We start from the raw sequence: 21,277 nt of genomic DNA on the forward strand, positions 1-21,277 counted from the left end.
AGCTGATGGCGACCCGAATCATGCCCGCCCCCAACCGCGCAGCATCACTGGAACTCATCAAGAACTTCTCGGTGGAAATGACCGGCAAGGACATTGCCGCCCTCATCGAGGCAAAGGACAAGATTCCGCCGGGCACCCGTATCAACGTCACCTTCCTTGGCAACGAGGACCTGGAGATGCGGGTAGCAGCGGCCAAGGCTGTCCGCGACCTCGGGTTCGTCCCCGTGCCGCACATTTCAGCGCGCCGGTTGGCATCAAGGGGCGACCTTGAAAAGTTCCTCCAGCGCCTCCAGGAGGTGGGCGCCGCCGAGCACGTGTTCGTGGTGGGCGGCGACCCCGCAGAACCCGAGGGCCCGTACGGGGACTCACTCGCGCTGATCAACACCGGGCTCTTGCCGCAGTTCGGCGTCCGGGAGGTGGGAATTGGCGGTTACCCGGAAGGCCACCCCGATATCCCCAAGGACACTCTTTGGCGGGCGGTGGAAGACAAAACCGCAGCCCTCGCCGCACAGGACCTCGGCGCCTTCATCATTACGCAGTTTGCCTTCGACACCGGCCCAGTCGCCGGCTGGATCGAGGAGGTCAGGGCCAGGGGCATCAAGGCACCTATCCGGGTCGGAACGCCCGGACCGGCAGGGGTCAAGCGGCTCCTCAGCTTTGCGCGCCGGTTCGGGGTGGGAGCCAACGCGATGATCGTCAAGAAATACGGCTTCTCACTGACCAACCTCATGGGAGACGCGGGACCTGACCGGTTCGTCAACGACCTGGCTGCCGTGCTTGCGCAGCATGCACCCGGGCAGGACCAGCACCTGCCCCCGCAGCTCGGCCTGCACTTCTACACGTTCGGCGGCCTGCTGGCGACGGCAAACTGGGTCCGGCACTTCACGGCCGAAGATCGCTAGGGACGGGAATCAATGGTCCTGCATACAGAGTCCCGGAAGGACCAGTCCTGCCTGATTGTCCACGGGCCGGACCGGCCGGGCATCGTGGCTGCCGTGGCCGCGCTGGTGACCCGGAACAAGGGGAACATCGTCTCCTTGGACCAGTACTCAAGCGATCCTTCGTCCGGTGACTTTTTCCAGCGGGTTGTATTCAACCGTCCGGACCTGACGGCGGCGCTGCCCGAAATCGAGGCCGACGTAGCCAAGACCCTCGCCCCGCTGGGCCTGTCCTGGACGCTGACGGACCGCTCCATACCCAAGCGCATGGCCATACTGGTATCCACCTCCGACCACTGCCTGCTGGAACTGCTCTGGCGGCACCGGAGGGGCGAACTACCCGTGACCATACCCATGGTGATCTCCAACCACACGAATACCGCGGAGGACGTGCGCTCCTTTGGCGTCCCGTTCTTCCACGTCCCTTCAGCAGGGCCGGACAAGTCGGTGGCCGAGGCACAGATCCTGCAGCTGCTGGACGGCAACGTGGACTTCGTGGTGCTGGCCCGCTACATGCAGATCCTGTCACCCGATTTCCTGGACGCGGCAGCCGTTCCGCTGATCAACATCCATCACTCATTCCTGCCCGCATTCGTGGGCGCAGCGCCCTACCGCAAGGCCAAGGAGCGGGGGGTGAAGCTGATCGGCGCCACGTCGCACTACGTGACCAAGGACCTGGATGAGGGGCCCATCATCGAGCAGGACGTGGCCCGCGTGACGCACGCGCACTCGGCCCTGGACCTTCAGGCCAGAGGAGCCTACGTAGAGCGGGCAGTGCTCTCACGCGCTGTCCAGTGGCATGCCGAGGACCGCGTCATCCGGCACGGCAACCAAACCATCGTCTTCTGATACCCACCAACAATCCAACACAGAACAAGAGGTTCATCGTGGCACCGAAAAATCTGCAGGAAGTCCTGGACGCGTCCAAAGGGGCGGTGGACCTCCTCCGCAACTCCCAGATCGGCTCCTACATCTATCCTGTGGTCCCGGCCGATTTCCAGAACTGGATCAAGGAGCAGACCGCGTGGCGGCAGACTGCCGTTCTCTACGACCAGTCCCACCACATGGACAACCTGTTCATGAAAGGCCCGGATGCCATCAAGCTGATCACCGCCACCGCCATCAATTCCACCGCCGTATTCCCCGTGAACAAGGCCAAGCAATATGTGCCCACCACGGAGTCCGGCCACGTCATCGGTGATGGCATCCTGTTCCACGAGGCGGAGGACGAGTACGTATATGTCGGCCGCTCACCCGCAGCAAACTGGCTGCTCTATCACGGCGAGACAGGCGGCTACCGGGACCTGGACATCACCGTGGACCGGCGGTCCCCGTCACGGCCGTACGGGCATCCCGTGACCCGCCAGTACTACCGGTTCCAAATCCAGGGCCCCAATGCCTGGCAGGTCATCGAAAAGCTCAACGGGGGCGCACTGGAGCAGCTCAAGTTCTTCAACATGTCCACCATGACCATCGCCGGGACCACGGTCCGCACCCTGCGGCACGGCATGGCCGGCGCTCCGGGCCTGGAGGTCTGGGGCCCGTACGCGGACCACGACCGCATCCGGGATGCAATCGTAGAGGCAGGTGCCGAGTTCGGGCTGGTGCCCGTGGGTTCCCGCGCCTACCCGTCCAATACCCTGGAGTCCGGCTGGATCCCGTCGCCGCTGCCGGCCATCTACAGCGGCGAAGCCGAGCGCGGCTACCGCGAATGGCTGCCCGCGGACGGATATGAAGCCACCGGAACCCTGGCGGGCTCGTTCGTGTCCGGGAACATCGAGGACTACTACCTCACTCCGTGGGAGCTGGGCTACGGCTCGTTCGTCAAATTCGATCACGACTTCATCGGCCGTGACGCACTCGAACGGATCGATCCGGCCATGCAGCGCAAGAAGGTCACCCTGGCCTGGGACGCAGAAGATGTCACCTCCATCTTCGCGTCGCTGTTCAACGTGGGGGGGCCCAGCTACAAGTTCTTTGACCTGCCCCTGGCCAACTACGGCTCAGCCAACTACGACTCAGTGGTGGACGCCGACGGAACGGTGGTGGGGTACTCCATGTTCACCGGCTACAGCGCAAACGAACGGCGCGCACTCTCGCTGGCAACCATCGATCCCAACGTTCCCGAAGGCACGGAACTGAAGGTCGTTTGGGGCGAGCCGAACGGCGGTACCGCCAAGGCCGCCGTCGAACCCCATGTGCAGACTGAAGTGCGGGCCGTAGTGAGCCCCGTCCCCTACTCCACCGTGGCACGCGCCACCTACCACGGCGGGTGGCGGACGAACTACCAGTCGGCCTAGGCTGGGGACCCTGAAGTGCGGGGGTGCAGCCGCCCCCGCACTTTCCTTGAGCCCTTGGAGGAGTACCGCATGAGCCTTCGGTACGCGCTGCTGGCCCTGCTGCGCGTCGGCCCGCTGTCAGGTTACGAACTGCAGAAACAGTTCTCCATGTCCGTGGGGCACGTCTGGCACGCCCCGGACTCGCAGATCTACCCTGAGCTGCGCAAGATGGAGGAAGAGCACCTCATCGAAGGTGAGGAGCAGCCCAGGGGCCAGCGCGCCACCCGGCGGGTTTACCATGTGACGGCAGCCGGGAACCAGGCCTTCCTGGATTGGATGCAGACCCCGCTGGAATACGCGCGGGTCCGCGACCCTGCGCACCTGCGTGCCGCCTACCTTGAGGCGGCATCGCCGGAGACGGCGCGCGCGTTTTTTCGGCGGCATCAGGAACAGTGGGAGGCCGAGCTTGCCCAGTGGGAGGGTGAACTCCAGCGCATCGCCCAGGTGGACAATCCGATGCTGGTGCGCCGCCTGGCCGTAACGGACCCCGCGGACCGGGAACGCACCATCGCCTTCAAGCGGTTCACATACGAAGGCCTGGTGGACCGGGCCCACGCTGAAATAGCGTGGGCGCGGCGGGGGCTCGAGCTCATCGACACCCTGGAATCCCCGGGACGCGCCACGCCGGTGCCCAGCGCGTCCCCGGCCTAGTCAGCCAACGTTTCAACAGTCGCATACCCCTTGCCGTTGTACTTCTGCACCACCACGGAGGACACCGCCGGCTGGCCATCGACTGTGGTGTCCACCGACGTCCCTTCGAGCATCAGCGGCGCCTTCAGGTCCTTGATGTCCCGCAGCGCCGTCATGAAGCTGTCCCGCGTGGGCTCCTTCATGTTCTGGAACGCCTTCTCAAGGGTGGCCCCCACCATGTAGCTCCACATGCAGTGCGGGAACGCCGGCATGTCCGGGTAGTTCCCGTACTTCTTCAGTTCGTCAAGGAATTTCACGACGTCGGAGTCCTTGGCGAATGCCGGACTCTGCGGGGCCTTGGCAAATGACACGGAGTAGATGCCAGGGTAGGCGGAGCCGCCGCCGGGTTCCAGGATGGCGGTTGGGCTTGAGGTGTTGGAGGGCAGGAACCAGCTGGGCTTCCAGCCGATCTGCTGCGCCTTCTGGAGGGCCGCGATGGTGAGCGGCGTGATGGACATGGCGTTGAAGAAGACGTCCGCCCCGGAGGAAGCGAGCTGGGTTAGCTGCGCATCCACCGAAGTGTCAGTCGCCTCGTACGTCTGCTCGCCCACCACGGAGATGTTGGACGCGCCCTTGATTGCGTCCTTGAAGCCCGCGACGTAGCCCTTGCCGTAGTCATCGTTCTGCGACAGGATGGCAACTTTGTGCTGCGCACCCGACTTCGCCAGGAGCTTCCCGAACGCCGCGCCCTCGTTCTGGTAGATGGGCACGAAGCCCAATTGCCAGGGGCTCTGCTTCCGGTCGCTGAACAGCGGGTCGCCGGTCATCACCAGCACTTGCGGGACCTTCTGGCTGATGGCGGCGTCGCGGAACGCCCGGTTGGTGGGCGTTCCCAGGCCGGCGGTGGCAGCAAACACATTGTCAGAGACCATTTGCTGGAAGTTGGCCAGGGACTTTTGGGGATCGTAGGCGTCGTCGTAGGACTTGATGTTCACGGTCCGGGTCTTGCCGTCGCCGAACTTCACCCCGCCCGCGGCATTCACCGCTCCGAAGTAAGCCGAGACCCCGGCGACGGTGCACTTGCCCGGCCCGGCGATTGCGCCGCTGAGCGGGGTGGTGATCCCCAGCGTGATCGCCGAGTCAGTGATCCCCGGAGAGGACGCGGAGCCGCCGCCCTGGCCCCCGCTGTCGCCCCTGCAACCGGACAGGGAGAGCGCGACGGCGGCCGTCAAGGCCACAATGCCAAGTACTCCTCCCGGCTTCTTTCTCATCTTCATGGTCCATCCTGCCTCTCTGTTTGTTCATGTTCCTCCGGCGCAGCATCCGGTACCGGACGATGTGCGGGAGTGGTCTGCTGGGAATTCTCCGCCGCAGGGCGGGATGTGGAACGCCGGGCGGGAGGACGGCGGGTGAGCCTGCGGGTGAGCCTGCGGACCACTCTGGGCAGGCTGACCAGGCCCCCTGGCAACAGGAACAGCACTGCGAGGAGGATCGCGCCCTGGCTGACGGTGGTGAGGTTGGGGTCTATGGCGTTGGTCAACTGCGGAACGAAGACGTAGTAGGCCCCGCCCAGAAGCGAACCTGCAATGCTTCCCGCACCCCCGATGACCATGGCGGCCAGGAGGCTGATGGAATGTCCGAAGTTGAGGGTCTCCGGAGACGTGTACTGCACCGCTGCGAGGTACAGGAAACCACTTGCACCGCCGAATACGGAGGCAATGGTGAAGGCCAGGACCTTGGTTCGGTAGGGCGAAATGCCCATCGAGGCGGCAACAGCCTCATTTTCACGGACCGCCGCGAAGGCCCGCCCGTACTTGCCGTGGACCAGGCTCCGGGCCAGCAGGAATGCTCCGGCTACCACCACCAGCACAATGTAGAACTGCCATTGGTCGTTTGCCAGCCCGGACCAGTCGGGGGCATCAGTGAACCGCGCGGAGACTCCCTGGGAGCCGCCCGTGAACTCGGCGAGCCGTTTGGCCAGGGGGACGCCGACGATCGGCAGGGCGATGGTGACCATCGCAATGGCCAGGCCGCCGAGGCGCGCAGCAGCGAGCGCCACCAGCAGCCCCACCACGCCGGCGATGGCACAGGCTGCAACGAACACCAGCAGGATGTTCCAGCCATGGTTGACGCCGTACGCGGTGACGTAGGCGCCCAGGCCCACAAAGAAGATCTGTCCGAGGTTGACCTGGCCCGTGTATCCCATGATGATGTTCAGCCCCAGCACCGCCACCGCATAGACCCCAATGCGGACCAGGGTTTGGTTTGCAAACGCCGGCAGGATCAGTGGCGCGGCGACCAGCAGAACCGCCACAACGGCAACAAGGACAAGCCGGACCCGCCGGCGGCGTACGGTGGCAGCAGCTGTGCTCATCAGACCCTCACCACGACCTTCCTGCCAAACAGGCCCTGCGGGCGGAGGATGAGGATGACGAAGATCAGCACGAAAGGCACCGCAATCTTGAGGTCGTGGCCAATTAGGGGAACGTAGACGGCCACCAGGTTCTCCAGGACACCGATCGCGGAGGCCGCCACCACGCAGCCGATGGGGCTGTTCAGGCCGCCCAGGATGACGGCGGCGAGCGCATAGACCAGGGCGGTGTCCAGCATGCCCGGGGTCAGCGTCAGCTGCGGTGCCACCAGGACGCCGGCGATGGCTCCGAGCGTCGCCGCGAGCCCCCAGCCCACCATGAGCAGCCGGCCCACGGGAAGCCCGGAGAAAGCGGCCGACGACGGGTTGTCGGCGACGGCGCGGAGGGCCAGTCCCAGCTTGGTTCGGAGGAAGAGCAGTTGCAGGACCACCATGATGACCACGATGGTCACCGCGGTGGCAAGCGACCTGACGCTTACCACCGCCCCAAGGATCTCCACGCTGGTCAGGGGAAAGAGCGACGGAAACGCGAGATTGTTGTAGCCCCACAGCACCGCCGAGATGCCGGTGACGAGGGTGAGCAGTCCAATCGTGACCACCACCGCGGTGTCCGGGTCGCCGCGTTCAAACCGCCGGACCAGGAAACGCTCCACCAGCGCGCCGAAGACGAAGGAAAGCACCACGGCGATGAGGATGGCGACGATGATGGGCAGGCCGAGTTGGACGAAGACGTAGGCAATGTAGGCGGAGAGCACGGCCATGCCGCCCTGGGCGAAGTTGATCAGGCCCGTGGCCTGGTTGACCAGCACGATCGCCAGGGCCAGGGCGGCGTAGATGGAACCGGTGGCGAGGCCGTCGACCACGAGTTGGATAAAGGTTTCCATGCCGGTTCAACCCCCCAGGTAGGCGCGGCGGATCTCGTCCATGCCCTTGAGCTGCGCCGATGTGCCGGTGAGCACGTTTCGGCCTGTTTCCAACACGGTGGCGGTATCGACGAGTGAGAACGCGAGGTTCGCGTTCTGCTCCACCACCAGCATGGCTATGCCGGATTCGAGCCGCAGCCGGCGGATGGCCTGGTACACAGTCTTGGCCGTGCCGGGCGCAAGCCCCAGCGATGCCTCGTCCAGCAGCAGCAGCTTGGGCCTGGCCATAAAGGCCCTGCCCACGGCCAGCATCTGCTGCTCTCCGCCGGACAGTGCCGCAGCCCGGGAGCCCACCCGGTCCTGCAGTTGCGGGAACAGATCGAGGCAGTACTCAATGTCCGTTTCAATGGCCTTCCGGTCCCTGCGGAGATAGGCGCCCACCAACAGGTTTTCCCGGACGCTCAGCTGCCCCAGGGTGCCACGGCCTTCCGGAACGTGGGCAATTCCCAGGGCCGCCACCTGGTCCGACCGGAGGCCACGGATGTCACGGCCGTCGAACCTGATGGTCCCGCCGGTCCTGACCGTGCCGCTAATGGCCCGCAGGGTTGTGGTCTTGCCGGCACCGTTTGCGCCCAGGATCCCCACCGACCCGCCTTCCGGAACACTCAGCGAGACCCCGTCCAGCACCTGCACAGGCCCGTATGACGCGGCGACGTCCTTGAGCTCAAGCAGCGTCATCCGCGGCGTCCTTTCCGATGTAGGCCTCGACCACGCGGGGATCGGACTGCGCCTCGGCCGCGGTGCCCGACATCAGCTTGCGTCCGTGGTCCAGCACCACAACCTGGTCGGTGAGCGCGGAGATCAGTCCCATGTGGTGCTCCACGATGATGATGGTGATGTCCTGCTCCGAGCGGAGGCGCTTGACCGTCGCGATGAGCTGTTCCACTTCGCCGTGGGAAAGTCCGGCCGCAGGCTCGTCGAGCAGGAGCAACGCCGGCCGTGAAAGAAGCGCCCGCCACAGCTCGATGCCTTTGTGCAGACCGTGCGAGAGTTCATCGGCCGGCAGCTCTGCTGCCCAGCCGAGCCCTCCCCGGCTGAGGAGTTCCAGTGCTTCGGTGCGGACTGCCCGCTCCGCCTGGACGGTGCGCGGCAGCCGCAGCGCCCAGGATATGGGACCGCCGGGCAGCCGGGTGTGGGCGCCAAGGAGCACATTCTGCAGGACTGTTGCGTTCAACTGCAGGGCTGGATGCTGGAAGGTGCGGGCCAGGCCCAGGTGGGCCAGCCGGGATGGAGTGCTGCCCGAGACCTCTGTCCCGTCGATGGAAATCGCCCCGGAGCTGGGCTTGTAGTGGCCGCTGATGCAGTTGAACAGGGACGTCTTGCCTGCACCGTTGGGGCCCACCAGGCCTAAAATGACGCCGGGCTCGACGTCGAAGCTGACGTCCTGCAGCACTTTGACCCCGCCGAAGTGCAGGTTGACGTCCTTGAGGCTCAGGCTCGCAGCCACCCTGTACCTTCCTGTCGCATCATCGCTAGGAATGGATGCAGCCGATCAGTACTGCACGAAACCGACGCTACGGATGGCGGACGAAATTGTCAACGATTTTGGCTTGAACTCGCCGCGTCCGATGAAGCGCGAATTTCCCGTGGAGGGGTGGTACTTCAGCCGCCGGCGACGGACTGGATCACCAGGACTTCCTGGCCAGGCAGCACCTCGGTGTCCAGGCCCTGCAGCCGCCGCACCTCATCGCCGTCGACATATATGTTCACGAACCTTCGCAGTGCGCCCGTCTCGTCACGCAGCCGCCGGCCCAGCACGGCATAGTCAGAGGCAACCGCATCAAGCAGGCTTGCCACCGTCACCGGCCCGTCAGCGGGCGCAACCAGTACGGACTGCCCGCCGGCCAAGGGCTGCAGGACGCTGGGAAGCAGCAGCGCAATCTCAGGCACCGGCCACCACTGCCGCCCGGACGCACAGGACATCAGGCAGGTGGGATGCCACCTCCCTGAACGTCTCCCCTTCATCCGCACTCGCGTAGACGGTGCCGCCTCGTGTGCCGAAGTACACCCCGGCTGGTTCGGCGGCGTCCACCGACGCCGCGTCCCGGAGCACGCTGTTGTATTCGTGCTCCGGGAGGCCGGCGCTGAGGCGCTTCCAGGTGTTCCCGGCGTCGTCGGTGCGGTGGACGGCGAGCCTGCCGTCCGGAGGGATGCGTTCGCCGTCGGCCTTCAGCGGGACCACCCAGGCGGTGCCGTCGCGGCGGGGATGGGTCAGCATGACGAAGCCGAAGTCTGCGGGCAGCCCCCCGGCGATGGAGTTCCAGCTGTCCGCGTTGTCGTCCGTCCGGTAGACGCCGTGGTGGTTCTGCGCGTAGAGGCGGCCTTCGACGGCGGCATCCGCGGCGATCTTGTGCACGCATTGGCCGAACTCCGGATTGGGGTCCGGCATGAAGTAGGCCGAGATCCCCTTGTTGCGCGCTTCCCAGGAGGTTCCGCCGTCGTCCGAGCGGTAGACGCCGCCGGTGCTCATGGCGACATGGACGGTCTCACCCGAGGAGTCAACCACGATGGAATGCGCCGCCGCCCCGCCGTAGCCGGCTCCCCATTCACTGCGGTGCGGGTGGTCCCACAGGCCCCGGTTCAACTCGAAGTGCTCCCCGCCGTCCGTGGACTTCCAGAGGGAGATGGGTTCGGCCCCCGCCCAGACCACTCCCGGCCGGGACCCGGCGTCCGGGTAGATCTGCCATACGCGCTCCACCGCCGCGCCGGTATCTTCGGGAAATTTGATGGCGCCCTGCTCCGGCTCGGTCCAGGTTGTACCGAGGTCATCGGAGTGGGCAACCGTGGGGCCCCAGTGCGGGCTGCGGACGCCGACCAGAATCCGGGTGCGGCCTTCCCTGGTATCGATTCCGATGCTGGGAATCTCGGACATCAGGAAATGCGGGCCTGTGAGGGACCACTCCTGCCTGTCCCGGCTGGTGGCAAGCCACAGCCCTTTTTTGGTACCGATTGCCAGGACAAATGATTCTGCCGCCGTTGCCATGCGGACCATGCAACCACCGGATCGGTTGGCGCGCAACGGTACTCAGCCCCTCGCCTCCCCCTCCCGGGCGGGAGGGTCAGTCCACGAACTCAGACTGGGTCTCGATGAAGTCCCAGTCGGCGGCGGTCAGCACGGCGGCTGGATTGCCCGGATGGGGACCTCCCGCCTCGGCGATTCCCTGAAGCACGGGAAGCGGCAGCTCCTCCGCACGGAGGTTTTGCCGCAGCCACTCCTTGCTGGCGAGGTCCAGGTCCAGCCACCACATGAAGATTTCCACGATTCCCCCTCCCTAACACTTAAAACGTTAGGCACGGCCAGAGGGACCGACAAGATGCCGGCACTTAAGCAGGTGGAACGTGGCAGCGTTTTGGGTACCGGCAAGTAACTTGACCTGCCAGGGGCCGGAAAAGACGAGTACCCCCTACTCGCGACTGACTCCTGCGGCCTCCCTAGCCTGAAATCTCAAAGCAAGCTGACCGTGCCGCTGGGGCATACGGCGCAACCGCTGGCCTGTCCCCGCCATGGTCCGTTTCACAAACAGATGGGGAAAAAGATGAAACGCACCTTAGCCACACTGGGGGTGGTGGGGCTCGGCCTCATCAGCCTCACAGCACCTGCCTTGGCCGCCGGAGACAAAATCATCGTCTGCCACAGTGACGGCACCACCTGGGCGCCGTTGGAGTTCAGCATCAATGCGCTGGGCGGTCACGACCAGCATCCGCTGGACATCATCCCGCCGACGTCGAAATCGGAGGGCAAGAACTGGACCGCCGCCGGAAAGGAACTTTACGCCGCCCAGTGCGCGCCGCTGCCGCCCGGCGAGGTGCCCGCTCCTGTGGTGACGCCGCCTGCCGAGCAGCCGCCCGTCGTCGTCGTTACTCCCGTGACGCCGCCGCCCACGGAGGAACCCACCGTGACGCCGCCGCCCAAAGAGGAACCCACGGTGACGCCGCCGCCCACCGAGGTGCCGATCACCGTTGACCAACCTGTGGTGCAGCCACCCGCTGTCGTCGTCCCGCCCGCAGTGGAACAGCCCGCTGCGGAAACCCCTGCGGTGCAATCGCCTGAGGTGAAGTCGCCGGTCGTGGCGGCCCAGGTCCCGGCACAGCCCGCGCCTGCCAAGCAGGCTGCCGCGGCAGCGAAGGCAGCACCTAAGGCCGCGCCCGCACCAGTCAGCGTGGGAACCAACCAGGGCTACAACGCCCAGACCGCAGTGGGAGCTTCCGACGGCGGCCAGGGCTGGCTGGCAGGGGTGGGAGCACTTGCTGCGGCAGGCGCAGCCGTGGCAGCCCGCCGCCGGTCGCGTCCGTTGAACAACGCCGGCTAACCGCAATCCGCCACGAACCCGTGGCCCCCTGACAAGGAAGGCGTCCTGCCAGTGCCCGGCAGGGCGCCTTCCTTCCAATCCAGCCAATGCCACTAACCAACGAGGAGTGCCATGCCACAGGACCGGAGCCGGCACGCAGCGCCCAGGCGGCACACTTGGCAGCGTGCCTGGGGAACATCGAACCGTGGGGACCTGGCCATCCTGTTCTGCGGCATCCTCGCGTTCCTGTCATTCACCCTTGGTGCTCCGCTTTTCCACCCGGCGCCGCCGCTGTCCGTTGGGAATGGTCCTGCGGCTGCCGTGGTCATCGCTGGTGGCGGGGCACCGGGTGGCCCGGCTCCCATCGCCGGGACGGGCATTCCTGCTGCAATTGCCGCACAGGATCCAGCCTCAGCCTCCCAGACCGCCCGCACGATGCCCACGGAAGTTGCGGCAGCACCTGTCCTTCCCGCAGCTGCCCAGCCCCTCCGCATCAGGTATCCATCCGCAGAGTTCGACGTAGCCGTCCACCCCCTGGACCTGGACGGTGAAGCGCAGTCCAGCCGGACCATCGAACCCCCCGCCACCAAGGACGGATACTGGCTGACGCCGTTCGGCATCCCGGGCAGTGGTTCCAGCAACACCACCTACGTGATCGGCCACAGCTGGGAAGGCGCAGACGCCCCCTTCAACCACCTCAGCTCAGCCGCAGCCGTCGGGGAACGCTTCGATGTCGAAACCACAGCCGGGACCATCAGCTACCAGGTGGAAAGCATCAAGACTTACCTGAAGTCCGGCCTCAAGGACAGCCCCGTGTGGGACATGGTGCCCAACCGGCTGGTCCTCATCAGCTGCTACACCGAGGACCCTTGGGGCAAGAATGTTGTGGTCACGGCGTACCCTGCCGCTTCCTAGCCGCTCCGCGCCCGGCACCGGAGGTTTCCGCGACCTCCAGGCCCTTCCGGGCCGAACGTACCTGTTCACACCCCTTCGCCGGACGGACAATGGGCCCCATGACAGGGGAATACTTCAACGGCACCCCGCTGCTGGTGGGAATCATGCCCAAACAGCACCCGGAAGTCCTGCAAACCGCGGCGACCCTGGCTGCCCGGCTGGGCACACCCTTGGTCTGCGCCTACGTGGATGAAGCAAGCTACCTGGTGGAATGGGATCCTGCTCGCTCCGCACACCGGCTTTCGCGCGACCCGCACGCCAATGACGACATGCTGGCCCTGGCAACAGAACTGAAAGAACATGTCCAGGCCGTCGTGGACAAGCTGGCATCAGAGGGTGCCTCCCTGGACTGGTCCTTCCGCACCCTCACCGGGGATCCGGCCCGCGCCTTGGGCCAGGTGGCAGCCGAACTCGACGCCCCCATCATCATCGTGGGCACCTCCGAACGCGGATTTTCGCACCGGCTCTCAGAGGCCCTCAACGGGTCCGTCGGCGCGTGGCTCAGCCACCACCAAAGCCGGCCGGTGCTGGTGGTCCCCTACCGGAAGCCGGCCCACGAAGACCGTCCCTAGGCGCTCATCGGCACGGAAATCCGCGCCGATGTAGGGGAGCTTAAAGTAAAGCGAAAGTAGTTATTCGGGATGCTGGCGCAGCGCCACTACCAGCCAGTAAGCTGATTCAAGCAAAGCCGCTCCACCTCGGTGGAAGCCGGAATTGCCCAAAAGCTGCTCCGGAGTGCGTATCCCCCAATAACGCACTCCGGAGCTTTTTTGTGCCCCCGCAGCGCAGCCCGCAGCCCCCCGTAGGCGCCCAGGAGGCGCCGAGGAGGTAAGAGATACCCCCTGGGGGTACTTGCGGTTATACCCTACCGGGGTATACGGTGATCTCATGAACGCTATCGAAGAAGCCGTCGCCGCCGCGGCAGCTGATCAGGCTCCCGAAGAGGCGGATGTTGCCCCGCAGCACGGGTACACGGGCAACAAAGACGCGTACCTCCGCCGCCTCAAGCGCATCGAGGGCCAGGTCCGGGGAATTGCCCGAATGGTGGATGAAGACAAGTACTGCATCGACATCCTCACCCAGGTTGCCGCCGTCACCAAGGCCCTGCACGCAGTAAGCCTTGGTCTGGTCGAAGAGCACATCGGCCACTGCGTGGTGGGTGCAGCCTCCGAGCCGGACCCGGACGCCCGCGCTGAAGCCATCGACGCCAAGGTCAAGGAAGCCGCCGACGCCATCGGCCGGCTGCTTCGCTGACACCATCCCACAATCCCCCGGCCACCGCCGGAACCTACAGAAGGAGCAAGCCATGAGCACCACCTCCCCCACCACCACAACCATCAGCGTCTCCGGCATGACCTGCGGGCACTGCGTATCGGCTGTCAGCGAAGAACTCGAAGCCATCGAAGGCGTCGAAGAAGTAAAGGTCGACTTGAACGCCGGCGGTATCTCCACCGTGACTATCAGCGCAAACAAGGAACTCTCACCCACTGACATCGGGGAAGCCGTGGCCGAGGCCGGCTACCTGGTGGTCGCCAACGAAGCCTAAGAACCATTCCCACACCGGAAAGCTGATATGAGCCACCAAGAACTGCTGCACCCGCCGGGAACCCGGATCGTCGAACTGGACATCCAGGGAATGACCTGCGCTTCCTGCGTCAACCGCGTGGAAAAGAAGCTCGGCAAGCTTGAGGGCGTCGCAGCAACGGTCAACCTGCCCCTGGAGTCAGCCCACGTCACGGTCCCGGCGGGAATCACCGACGAACAGCTGGTGGATACGGTCAACGCCGCAGGCTACAAGGCCACACTTCGGCCGCAGCACACAGTGGCTCCTGAGGCGGGACCAGCGGACCAGGTCGCTGCGATCCCGGCTTCCCGGCTCCGGCCCCGCCTCATCCTGGCGGCTGTCCTGACCGTCCCGGTGTTCATGATCAGCATGATCCCCGCCTTCCAGTTCGCTAACTGGGGCTGGGTGGCCGCGGTCCTGGCGCTGCCGGTGGTCACGTGGGCGGCCTGGCCCTTTCACCGGGCGGCCGCCATCAATGCCCGGCACTTTGCTTCCACCATGGACACGCTGGTGTCGCTCGGGGTGGCGGCGGCCTACCTCTTCTCGGCCTGGCAGCTGCTGGCAGACCCGCGAATGACCGAGCACCCCGGGATGGAGGGCATGCCCGGCGGCCTGTACTTCGAAGTTGCATCGGTAGTCACCACCTTCCTGCTCTTGGGTCGGTACTTGGAGGCGAACGCCAAGCAGAAGGCCGGCGATGCCCTGCAGGCCCTGTTGAACCTGGGCGCCAAGGATGCCACTGTCCTGCGCAACGGCAGCGAACAGAAGATCCCGGCGGACCGGCTGCAGGTGGGCGATGTCCTGGTGGTCCGCCCGGGCGAGAAGATCGCCACCGACGGCGTGGTGGTGGACGGTGCGTCCGCCGTCGACGCTTCGCTGGTGACCGGCGAGTCCGTACCGGTCGAGGTGGGCCCGGACAGCCGCGTCACAGGTGCCACCATCAACACGTCCGGCCGCCTGCTGGTGCGGGCAACCCGGGTTGGCTCGGAGACCACCCTTGCCCAGATGGCCCGACTCGTGTCGCAGGCCCAGACCGGTAAAGCCCCGATCGCGCGGCTCGCGGACCGCATCAGCTCCGTCTTCGTGCCGGTGGTCCTTGGCATTGCCGTCCTGACCTTCGTGCTCTGGCTCCTGGCAGCCGGCCCCGACGCTGACGGCGGGCACCTGCGCCAGGCGTTCACCGCCGCCGTCGCCGTCATGGTGATTGCCTGCCCGTGCGCCCTGGGACTGGCCACCCCGGTGGGTCTGCTCACGGGCACCGGCCGGGGTGCGCAGCTGGGCATCCTGATCAAGGGCCCGCAGGTTCTGGAGGACACCCGCACCGTAGACACCATCCTGCTGGACAAGACAGGGACAGTGACCACCGGCATCCTGGCCGTAGACGCCACCTCCGCGTTCCCCGGCTTCACGGAACAGGACGTCCTCCGACTCGCCGGGGCAGTGGAGGCCGCCTCCGAGCACCCCGTGGCCCGCGCCATCGCGGCTGCAGCGTCCGGGGCACGTTCCGCACCTGCAGCGAACGACGCCGGCACCTTGCCGCCGGTGCAGGGCTTCAGTTCCGCCCCGGGCGGCGGAGTGTCGGGAACCGTTGAAGGCAGGCAGGTCATGGCCGGGCGCAGCGGCTGGCTGGAGCAGCGTGGTGTTGTCCTGGATGCAGGCCAGCGGGCCCAGCTGGCCGGCGCTGAAGAAGGGGGTGCCACGGCCATCTGCGTGGCGGTGGACGGCACGCCGGCCGGAATCATCAGCCTGCGGGACAGCGTCAAGGTAGGCTCCCCCGCCGCCGTCACCCGGCTGAAGGCGCTGGGCCTGCGGCCCATCCTGCTGACCGGGGACAACGCCGCTGTCGCCGCCCGGGTGGCTGCCGCCGTCGGCATTGCGCCAGGCGATGTCTACGCCGGCGTCCTGCCCGAAGGAAAAGTGGAAGCGGTGAAACAGCTGCAGTCCCGGGGTGCCACGGTGGCCATGGCCGGCGATGGCGTGAACGACGCCGCGGCCTTGGCGCAGGCCGACCTGGGCATTGCCATGGGGTCGGGAACGGACGTGGCCATCGAAGCGGCGGACCTGACGGTGATGGGCAATGACCTCCACCAGGTGGCCCAAGCCATCGAACTGTCACGGAAGACCCTGGGCACCATCAAGACCAACCTTTTCTGGGCGTTCTTCTACAACGCGGTGGGGATCCCGGTGGCTGCACTGGGGCTGCTCAACCCGATGATCGCCGGCGCCGCCATGGCCGCCAGTTCCGTCCTGGTGGTGGCCAACTCACTGCGCCTGCGCAGCTTCGGCAAGTAGCGGCAGGCAGCGAAGGCTGGGTCAGGCCGCGCCGTACCGTACTGCGGCGCGGGCTTTGGCTTTGGCAGCCTCTTCCTCCCGGTCCTTGGGCGGGGCCTGCGTCACCAGGGAGTCCAGCAGGTGCTGCGTGATGTGCGCGATCTGGTGCACGGCCTCGTCGAAGGCGTCCTGGTTGGCCTTGGAAGGCTTAGTGCTCCCGCTGATCTTGCGGACATACTGCAGCGCCGCCGCGTGCACTTCCTCGGACGTGGCATGCGGCTCGAAGTTGTGGAGGGTTCGGATATTCCGGCACATAACGCCATGCTAGGCTCTTCCAACGCCTGGGATCGACCCCTTTTTTTCATGGTCTCCACCCGGCGTCCATGGGGAGCCCGGCATGGGCAGGGCTGCCCATCGACACTGTTTGGGGGCCGGGATAGGTTTTAGGCAATGGATCTTCCGGATGAGCCGGGGGGCCGCTGGGGATGCCGATCTGGTTCGGATCCACGACCTAACAAGGAGAAACTGATGGCTATTTGGGGTGCAGACGTTGAGCAGCTTCGCCAGCTCGGCAGCAAGCTTCAGGCAGGGGCGTCCGAGATCGAGACGCAGAAGTCCACTCTCACCAAGGTTCTGAGCAGCACCAACTGGGAAGGCCCGGACGCCACCAAGTTCCGCAACGAGTGGTCCGGTACGCACACCGCCATGCTCACCAAGGTTGCCGAGGCACTGAAGGAAGCCGGCGCGCAGGCCAAGCGCAACGCCGAAGAGCAGAGCCAGGCCTCTCACTAGGCTTACCGCCACATACTGGCGGGGCAGGGACACCACGCGGTGTCCCTGCCCTTTTTGTTGGCATACCACTTTTTCTGCGCACGACGGCGGCGGGCGCGGTTAAGGGACTGGTTCGACGTCGTTCGCGTGTTCCAGCGGTGAGGCCGGCAGCCTGCCGTTGCCGGCCCCGGATGCGCGCAGCTCGTCGAGCCTGACCAGGATAACGCCGCCGACAATGAGGACGCCGCCCAGGAGCTGGACAGGGCCCGGAAGTTCAGCGAGCAGCAGCCATGCCCACAGCACGGCAAAAAGGACCTCGGTGAGGGACACGAAGGACGCCACCTTGGAGCCGAGCGCCCTTGCCGCCATGATGCCCGAGGTGTAGGCCAGCACGGTTGCCAGCACCACCAGCCCCGCAAGCGACACCCACCAGGGCGTGGTCCACGGTCCCAGTTTGGTGTCCGCGGTGTTGAAGGCCATCGGCAGCAGTCCCGTGGCGGCCGCAAGCCACATGACTGCAGCACCCACCATGAGTCCGCCGGAAGCCAGCACGATAGGCGGCAGGGTGTCGTTTTCCTTGGCCGTGATGAAGAAGTAGATGGCCAGGCAAACCGCGGCAGCCATGCCCCAGAGGACGCCGACCAGATCCACCTTCACGGCGCCGGTGAGGTCCAGGACCAGCACCAGTCCGGCCAGGGACAGCAGCGTCCCGCCGGCGGTCAACACCCGTGGGCGACGGCGGCTGGCGGCCCAGAGCCAAAGGACGATGATGACCGGGGCCAGATACTCCAGCAGGAGCGCGACTCCGACGGACAGGCGTGCCACTGCATTGAAGTAGAACAACTGGCAGGCCGCCACGCCGATGAGGCCGAACAGCACGATAGTGAGCCAGTTGTCCAGCAACTGGTGCCAGCGGCCCCTCAATGCGGACACTGCGGGCAGGGCGAGGATCAGGGCAGCGCCTGTGAGGCGGGCGGTGACGGCCGCGCCCGGGGACCATCCGGTCTCCAGCAGCGACTTGGCAAATGATCCGGACAGGCCGAAGACGGCCGAAGAGAACAACGCGATGCCGAGCCCGGACGCAAGGAAGCCGGTCCGCGTGGCGGGCAGTTCCGAAGTGGGGTGGTGCTTGTTGGCGGCAGGCAACGTCGCCTCCTGTCAGGAGTAAAGTGGGGTAATGCTCATGACACTACGCTTCGGCGCTGTAAGGAGTCAACATGGTTTTCGCCCCTGACACGGAGGTGGCGCTGCGCACGGTGGTGAACCTCATCAACACCTCCGCAAACGGCCGCGAAGGACTGGCCTCCGTTGCCGACCTGGACAGCTTCCTGGACGCGGAAGGATTTTCCGGAGCCCGGACCCGGGATGCCGCGGAACTGCAGAGCGTGCTGAAGCTGCGCCGCGAACTGGCCGCCGTATGGACGGCGGACGAGGACGCCGCCGTGGCCACGGTCAACCGGCTGCTGCGTGACGCGAATGCCCTGCCCCAGCTGATGAAGCACGACGGGTGGGACTGGCACCTGCATGCCACTGCACCGGAGGCGCCGCTGGCGGACCGGATGAGCACTGAGGCAGCCATGGCCCTGGCTGACGTCATCCGCAGCAAGGAAATGGACCGGCTGCGCATCTGCGAGTCGGAGGACTGCGACGCCGCCGTGCTGGACCTGAGCCGCAACCGGTCCAAGCGGTACTGCGATACGGGCAACTGCGCCAACCGGGCCCATGTTGCCGCCTACCGCGCCAGGCAGGCCGCGGCAGGTTAGCGGGGCGTGCCGTCCGTATCTTCGCCGGGGACCGGCGGGTTCTGGCTGCCGGGAGCACCAAAGCCGTGGCTGGAGCCTCCGTGGGGGGCTTTGGGCGCGGAGCTCAAGTTCACGCCCGAGCCCTTGCCCAGGTGTTCCGCGTTCTCCTTGTAGCTCATGGACAGCATCGCGGCGACCACCAGGGTGGCGATGAAGGCGATGCCGGCTGCGGTGAAAGCGAGGTCGAAGCGGGGTGCGCGTGCGCTCCCCCCGGAGGCGAAGATCAGCACCGCAACGAAGGCGACGACGGCCCAGAATGCGGAGAACATCAGGGGACCCTTCACCGAGGTCCGCAGCTTGCGCGGTTTTCCTTGATGCTGGTCAGCCACAGTGATTCCTCCCTGCAGGCGGCGCGCGGCCGGCCTGGTTTACATTTGCGGTGTCGCACCCATTTTCTACAGAAAGTAGAAGGCGCTCCCCCTAGTTTACGGCTTTCCTGCCCCGGCGCGGGCATCGTGCCGCAGGGTCAGCCCGGAAAGTACCCACAGGACGCCGGAGATAATGGCTCCGCCACCGGCTACACCCAGCAGCGCGTGGGCGCCAAGGTTGATGAAGAACGGCAGCAGCACCGCCGTTCCGATGCTGATGACCCCCGAGGCAATCCAGTCCCTTGCGAGTACGTGGCGGCCCTTGTGCTGCAGGCCGCAGGCGAGCTCGAGGATGCCGGCCACGCCCAGCCCCAGGGCGGCGACCACGCCGAACAACAGGTCGCTGTGCAGGAGCAGTACGGCAAAGCCGGCCCCGGCCAGGACTGCGCCGCCGGCGGAGAGCAGCTTGCCGGGGGCAGAGTTCTGGGCGAAGCCCGCTGCGGGGACGGTCCGCAGGGATACCACCCCTGCGGCCAGGAGGTAGAGTCCCCCGGCCCAGCCCATGACCTCGACGGAAGGAGAAGTCCAGAAGACCGTCACGGCGCCAAACACCAGCGCAGCAGCCGAACGGAGCAGGACCGGCTTCCAGAGGTCGTTACGGGGGGCGGTTCCGGGAGCAGCGCCCGCGGGGGTGGATGGTTGCGTCACCGGTCCAGTTTAGTGGAGGCGGCTGGGAGGTCTAACCGGGACCGCCTCAGGCGGAGCCGAGCACCATCCAGCGGTCGGAGCGCGAACGCAGGCCCAGGGTGACTGCGCGCGCCGCCATGTACCCCAGCGCGAAGGCCACCCAGAGCCAGCCGAGCCCGGAGGCGCCATCGGCGCCGGACAGCGCAACCCATGCCAGCAGAGGCACGTAGACCAGTAGGTTTACCAGTCCCGCGAGGGCGAGGTAGCGCGCGTCCCCCGCACCGATCAGCACACCATCCAGGACAAAGACGTAACCGGCGATGGGCTGCCCCGCGGCCAGGACCCAGAGTGCCACGGTAAGCACCTGCTGCACCTGGTGGTCAGGGGTGAACAGCGCCCCGGCCCATGGTGCCGCCGCGGCCAGCAGCAGGCCGGTTACCACGCCGAAGCCAGCGCCCCAGCGGATCATGGTTCCGGTCAGCAGCCGGGCCCTGGCCGCGTTGGATGCGCCCAGCTCCTTTCCAATAAGCGCCTGGGCAGCGATGGCCAGGGCATCCAGCGCGAACGCCAGGAAGGAAAAGATGGTCATAGCCAGCTGGTGGGCTGCGAGATTCACCTCGCCTTGGGCGGTGGCAACCAGCACGGTGGCCAGGATCGCGGCGCGCAGGCTGAGTGTGCGCAGCATGAGCCAGGACCCCACCCGGGTCATGCTGCCGATTCCCCGCCAGCTGGGCAGCAGGGTTACGCCGTGCCGGACCGCGTTCCGGCGGACCATCACCAGGTAGACCAGTGCCATGGCCCATTGGGCGAGGCTGGTCCCCACCGCGGAGCCCACCACGGACAAGCCAAGGCCGTAGACAAGCCAGAGGTTCAGGACGATGTTGACGCCAAATCCAGCGGTGGCCACCACCAGCGGGGTACGGGTGTCCTGCAGTCCGCGCAGCACGCCGGTGCCGGCGAAGATCAACAGCATGGCCACAAGCCCGGGCATGGACCAACGGAAGTAGTCGACGGCGAAGGTCCGGACGCTGCCCTCGGCGCCCAGGAGGTCAATCAGCGGCTCTGCGGCGGCAAAGCCGGCCACGGCGAGGAGCACGCCCAGGATCAACGCCAGCCATACGCCGTCGCGCCCTGCCGCCAGGGCCTTGCCCAACTGCCCGTCACCAATGGCGCGGGCAACAGCCGGAGTGGTGGAGTACGCCAGGAAGACCATGAGCCCGACGGCGGTCTGCAGCACGGCCGATGCCAGCCCCACCCCCGCCAGCTGGGCAACACCCAGATGCCCCACGATGGCGGAGTCCGCCAGCAGGAAGAGGGGTTCGGCCACCAGCGCCCCGAAGGCAGGGACGGCGAGGCGGAGTATCTCCCGGGCCGGGCCGCGGGTGGCGGCCGTGGTTGCCGGGGCGAATTTTTGGGGCACGGTGCCAGCC

General features: G+C 66.3%; 25 protein-coding genes. 12 read left to right on the top strand and 13 right to left on the bottom strand.

Going from position 1 to position 21,277, the window contains the following annotated elements:
- Positions 1 to 5 precede the first annotated feature (5 nt).
- The 4 genes from LFT46_RS20305 to LFT46_RS20320 all read left to right on the top strand — a co-directional run bounded on the left by LFT46_RS20305 (position 6) and on the right by LFT46_RS20320 (position 3,928).
- Complete coding sequence (locus LFT46_RS20305) at positions 6 to 902, top strand: methylenetetrahydrofolate reductase (protein WP_236800321.1); 897 nt, start codon at positions 6 to 8, stop codon at positions 900 to 902.
- A gap of 12 nt (positions 903 to 914) precedes the next feature.
- On the top strand, positions 915 to 1,787 hold the full coding sequence (gene purU / locus LFT46_RS20310; RefSeq protein ID WP_236800322.1) for a formyltetrahydrofolate deformylase: 873 nt from the start codon (positions 915 to 917) through the stop codon (positions 1,785 to 1,787).
- 38 nt (positions 1,788 to 1,825) lie between these two features.
- Complete coding sequence (gene ligM, locus LFT46_RS20315) at positions 1,826 to 3,238, top strand: vanillate/3-O-methylgallate O-demethylase (protein WP_236800323.1); 1,413 nt, start codon at positions 1,826 to 1,828, stop codon at positions 3,236 to 3,238.
- Positions 3,239 to 3,307: 69 nt separating this feature from the next.
- Positions 3,308 to 3,928 (top strand): PadR family transcriptional regulator, encoded by a 621-nt coding sequence (locus LFT46_RS20320; RefSeq protein WP_236800324.1) that lies wholly within the window; start codon positions 3,308 to 3,310, stop codon positions 3,926 to 3,928.
- Here the strand turns inward: LFT46_RS20320 and LFT46_RS20325 are convergent.
- The 8 genes from LFT46_RS20325 to LFT46_RS20360 form a co-directional block, all read right to left on the bottom strand.
- Positions 3,925 to 5,184, bottom strand: coding sequence for an ABC transporter substrate-binding protein (locus LFT46_RS20325; protein ID WP_236820863.1), 1,260 nt, complete (start codon positions 5,182 to 5,184; stop codon positions 3,925 to 3,927). The two genes, LFT46_RS20320 and LFT46_RS20325, sit on opposite strands and share 4 nt — an antisense overlap.
- The gene (locus LFT46_RS20330) at positions 5,181 to 6,281 is read right to left on the bottom strand and encodes a branched-chain amino acid ABC transporter permease (RefSeq protein ID WP_236820864.1); all 1,101 of its coding nucleotides are present in this window, start codon (positions 6,279 to 6,281) and stop codon (positions 5,181 to 5,183) included. The genes LFT46_RS20325 and LFT46_RS20330 overlap by 4 nt, the downstream gene beginning before the upstream one ends.
- Positions 6,281 to 7,162: a branched-chain amino acid ABC transporter permease gene (locus LFT46_RS20335; protein ID WP_236820865.1), complete on the bottom strand. Its 882-nt coding sequence runs from the start codon at positions 7,160 to 7,162 to the stop codon at positions 6,281 to 6,283. The genes LFT46_RS20330 and LFT46_RS20335 overlap by 1 nt, the downstream gene beginning before the upstream one ends.
- A 6-nt stretch (positions 7,163 to 7,168) precedes the next feature.
- Positions 7,169 to 7,879: an ABC transporter ATP-binding protein gene (locus LFT46_RS20340; RefSeq protein WP_236820866.1), complete on the bottom strand. Its 711-nt coding sequence runs from the start codon at positions 7,877 to 7,879 to the stop codon at positions 7,169 to 7,171.
- Positions 7,866 to 8,648: an ABC transporter ATP-binding protein gene (locus LFT46_RS20345; protein WP_236800329.1), complete on the bottom strand. Its 783-nt coding sequence runs from the start codon at positions 8,646 to 8,648 to the stop codon at positions 7,866 to 7,868. The genes LFT46_RS20340 and LFT46_RS20345 overlap by 14 nt, the downstream gene beginning before the upstream one ends.
- A gap of 155 nt (positions 8,649 to 8,803) precedes the next feature.
- Positions 8,804 to 9,124 (bottom strand): MoaD/ThiS family protein, encoded by a 321-nt coding sequence (locus LFT46_RS20350; RefSeq protein ID WP_373462134.1) that lies wholly within the window; start codon positions 9,122 to 9,124, stop codon positions 8,804 to 8,806.
- A complete protein-coding gene (locus LFT46_RS20355; RefSeq protein WP_236820867.1) occupies positions 9,084 to 10,193 on the bottom strand; it encodes a WD40/YVTN/BNR-like repeat-containing protein in 1,110 nt (369 codons plus the stop codon). The genes LFT46_RS20350 and LFT46_RS20355 overlap by 41 nt, the downstream gene beginning before the upstream one ends.
- 67 nt (positions 10,194 to 10,260) lie before the next feature.
- On the bottom strand, positions 10,261 to 10,461 hold the full coding sequence (locus LFT46_RS20360; protein WP_236800332.1) for a hypothetical protein: 201 nt from the start codon (positions 10,459 to 10,461) through the stop codon (positions 10,261 to 10,263).
- A gap of 276 nt (positions 10,462 to 10,737) precedes the next feature.
- Here LFT46_RS20360 and LFT46_RS20365 point away from each other — a divergent pair, with 276 nt between their 5' ends.
- From LFT46_RS20365 to LFT46_RS20390, 6 genes are all read left to right on the top strand, one after another.
- A complete protein-coding gene (locus LFT46_RS20365; RefSeq protein WP_236820868.1) occupies positions 10,738 to 11,511 on the top strand; it encodes a hypothetical protein in 774 nt (257 codons plus the stop codon).
- 111 nt (positions 11,512 to 11,622) lie between these two features.
- Complete coding sequence (locus LFT46_RS20370; protein ID WP_236820869.1) at positions 11,623 to 12,405, top strand: class F sortase; 783 nt, start codon at positions 11,623 to 11,625, stop codon at positions 12,403 to 12,405.
- 98 nt (positions 12,406 to 12,503) lie between these two features.
- Positions 12,504 to 13,016, top strand: coding sequence for a universal stress protein (locus LFT46_RS20375; RefSeq protein WP_236800335.1), 513 nt, complete (start codon positions 12,504 to 12,506; stop codon positions 13,014 to 13,016).
- A 316-nt stretch (positions 13,017 to 13,332) separates the two neighbouring features.
- A complete protein-coding gene (locus tag LFT46_RS20380) occupies positions 13,333 to 13,698 on the top strand; it encodes a metal-sensitive transcriptional regulator (protein ID WP_236820870.1) in 366 nt (121 codons plus the stop codon).
- Positions 13,699 to 13,750: 52 nt separating this feature from the next.
- Entirely contained in the window at positions 13,751 to 13,990 is a 240-nt protein-coding gene (locus LFT46_RS20385; RefSeq protein ID WP_236800337.1) for a heavy-metal-associated domain-containing protein, read from the top strand.
- Between the two features lie 27 nt (positions 13,991 to 14,017).
- A complete protein-coding gene (locus LFT46_RS20390; protein ID WP_236820871.1) occupies positions 14,018 to 16,300 on the top strand; it encodes a heavy metal translocating P-type ATPase in 2,283 nt (760 codons plus the stop codon).
- Positions 16,301 to 16,321: 21 nt separating this feature from the next.
- Here the strand turns inward: LFT46_RS20390 and LFT46_RS20395 are convergent, their stop codons facing one another.
- The gene (locus tag LFT46_RS20395; protein ID WP_236800339.1) at positions 16,322 to 16,594 is read right to left on the bottom strand and encodes a DUF2277 domain-containing protein; all 273 of its coding nucleotides are present in this window, start codon (positions 16,592 to 16,594) and stop codon (positions 16,322 to 16,324) included.
- A gap of 213 nt (positions 16,595 to 16,807) precedes the next feature.
- Here LFT46_RS20395 and LFT46_RS20400 point away from each other — a divergent pair, with 213 nt between their 5' ends.
- Entirely contained in the window at positions 16,808 to 17,071 is a 264-nt protein-coding gene (locus LFT46_RS20400; protein ID WP_043448478.1) for a WXG100 family type VII secretion target, read from the top strand.
- 99 nt (positions 17,072 to 17,170) lie between these two features.
- On the opposite strand, the gene LFT46_RS20405 is transcribed toward LFT46_RS20400, so the two are convergent.
- On the bottom strand, positions 17,171 to 18,196 hold the full coding sequence (locus tag LFT46_RS20405; RefSeq protein ID WP_236820872.1) for an EamA family transporter: 1,026 nt from the start codon (positions 18,194 to 18,196) through the stop codon (positions 17,171 to 17,173).
- A 71-nt stretch (positions 18,197 to 18,267) separates the two neighbouring features.
- On the opposite strand from LFT46_RS20405, the gene LFT46_RS20410 reads away from it, so the two are divergent.
- The gene (locus LFT46_RS20410) at positions 18,268 to 18,813 is read left to right on the top strand and encodes a CGNR zinc finger domain-containing protein (protein WP_236820873.1); all 546 of its coding nucleotides are present in this window, start codon (positions 18,268 to 18,270) and stop codon (positions 18,811 to 18,813) included.
- Here LFT46_RS20410 and LFT46_RS20415 read toward each other — a convergent pair.
- The 3 genes from LFT46_RS20415 to LFT46_RS20425 all read right to left on the bottom strand — a co-directional run bounded on the left by LFT46_RS20415 (position 18,810) and on the right by LFT46_RS20425 (position 21,267).
- Positions 18,810 to 19,181, bottom strand: coding sequence for a hypothetical protein (locus LFT46_RS20415; RefSeq protein WP_236820874.1), 372 nt, complete (start codon positions 19,179 to 19,181; stop codon positions 18,810 to 18,812). The two genes, LFT46_RS20410 and LFT46_RS20415, sit on opposite strands and share 4 nt — an antisense overlap.
- A 96-nt stretch (positions 19,182 to 19,277) precedes the next feature.
- A complete protein-coding gene (locus LFT46_RS20420; protein WP_236820875.1) occupies positions 19,278 to 19,868 on the bottom strand; it encodes a hypothetical protein in 591 nt (196 codons plus the stop codon).
- A 46-nt stretch (positions 19,869 to 19,914) separates the two neighbouring features.
- Positions 19,915 to 21,267 (bottom strand): MATE family efflux transporter, encoded by a 1,353-nt coding sequence (locus LFT46_RS20425; RefSeq protein ID WP_236820876.1) that lies wholly within the window; start codon positions 21,265 to 21,267, stop codon positions 19,915 to 19,917.
- Between the last annotated feature and the right edge of the window lie 10 nt (positions 21,268 to 21,277).

It is taken from the genome of Arthrobacter sp. FW306-07-I, from assembly GCF_021800405.1.
Classification (GTDB): Bacteria; Actinomycetota; Actinomycetes; order Actinomycetales; family Micrococcaceae; genus Arthrobacter.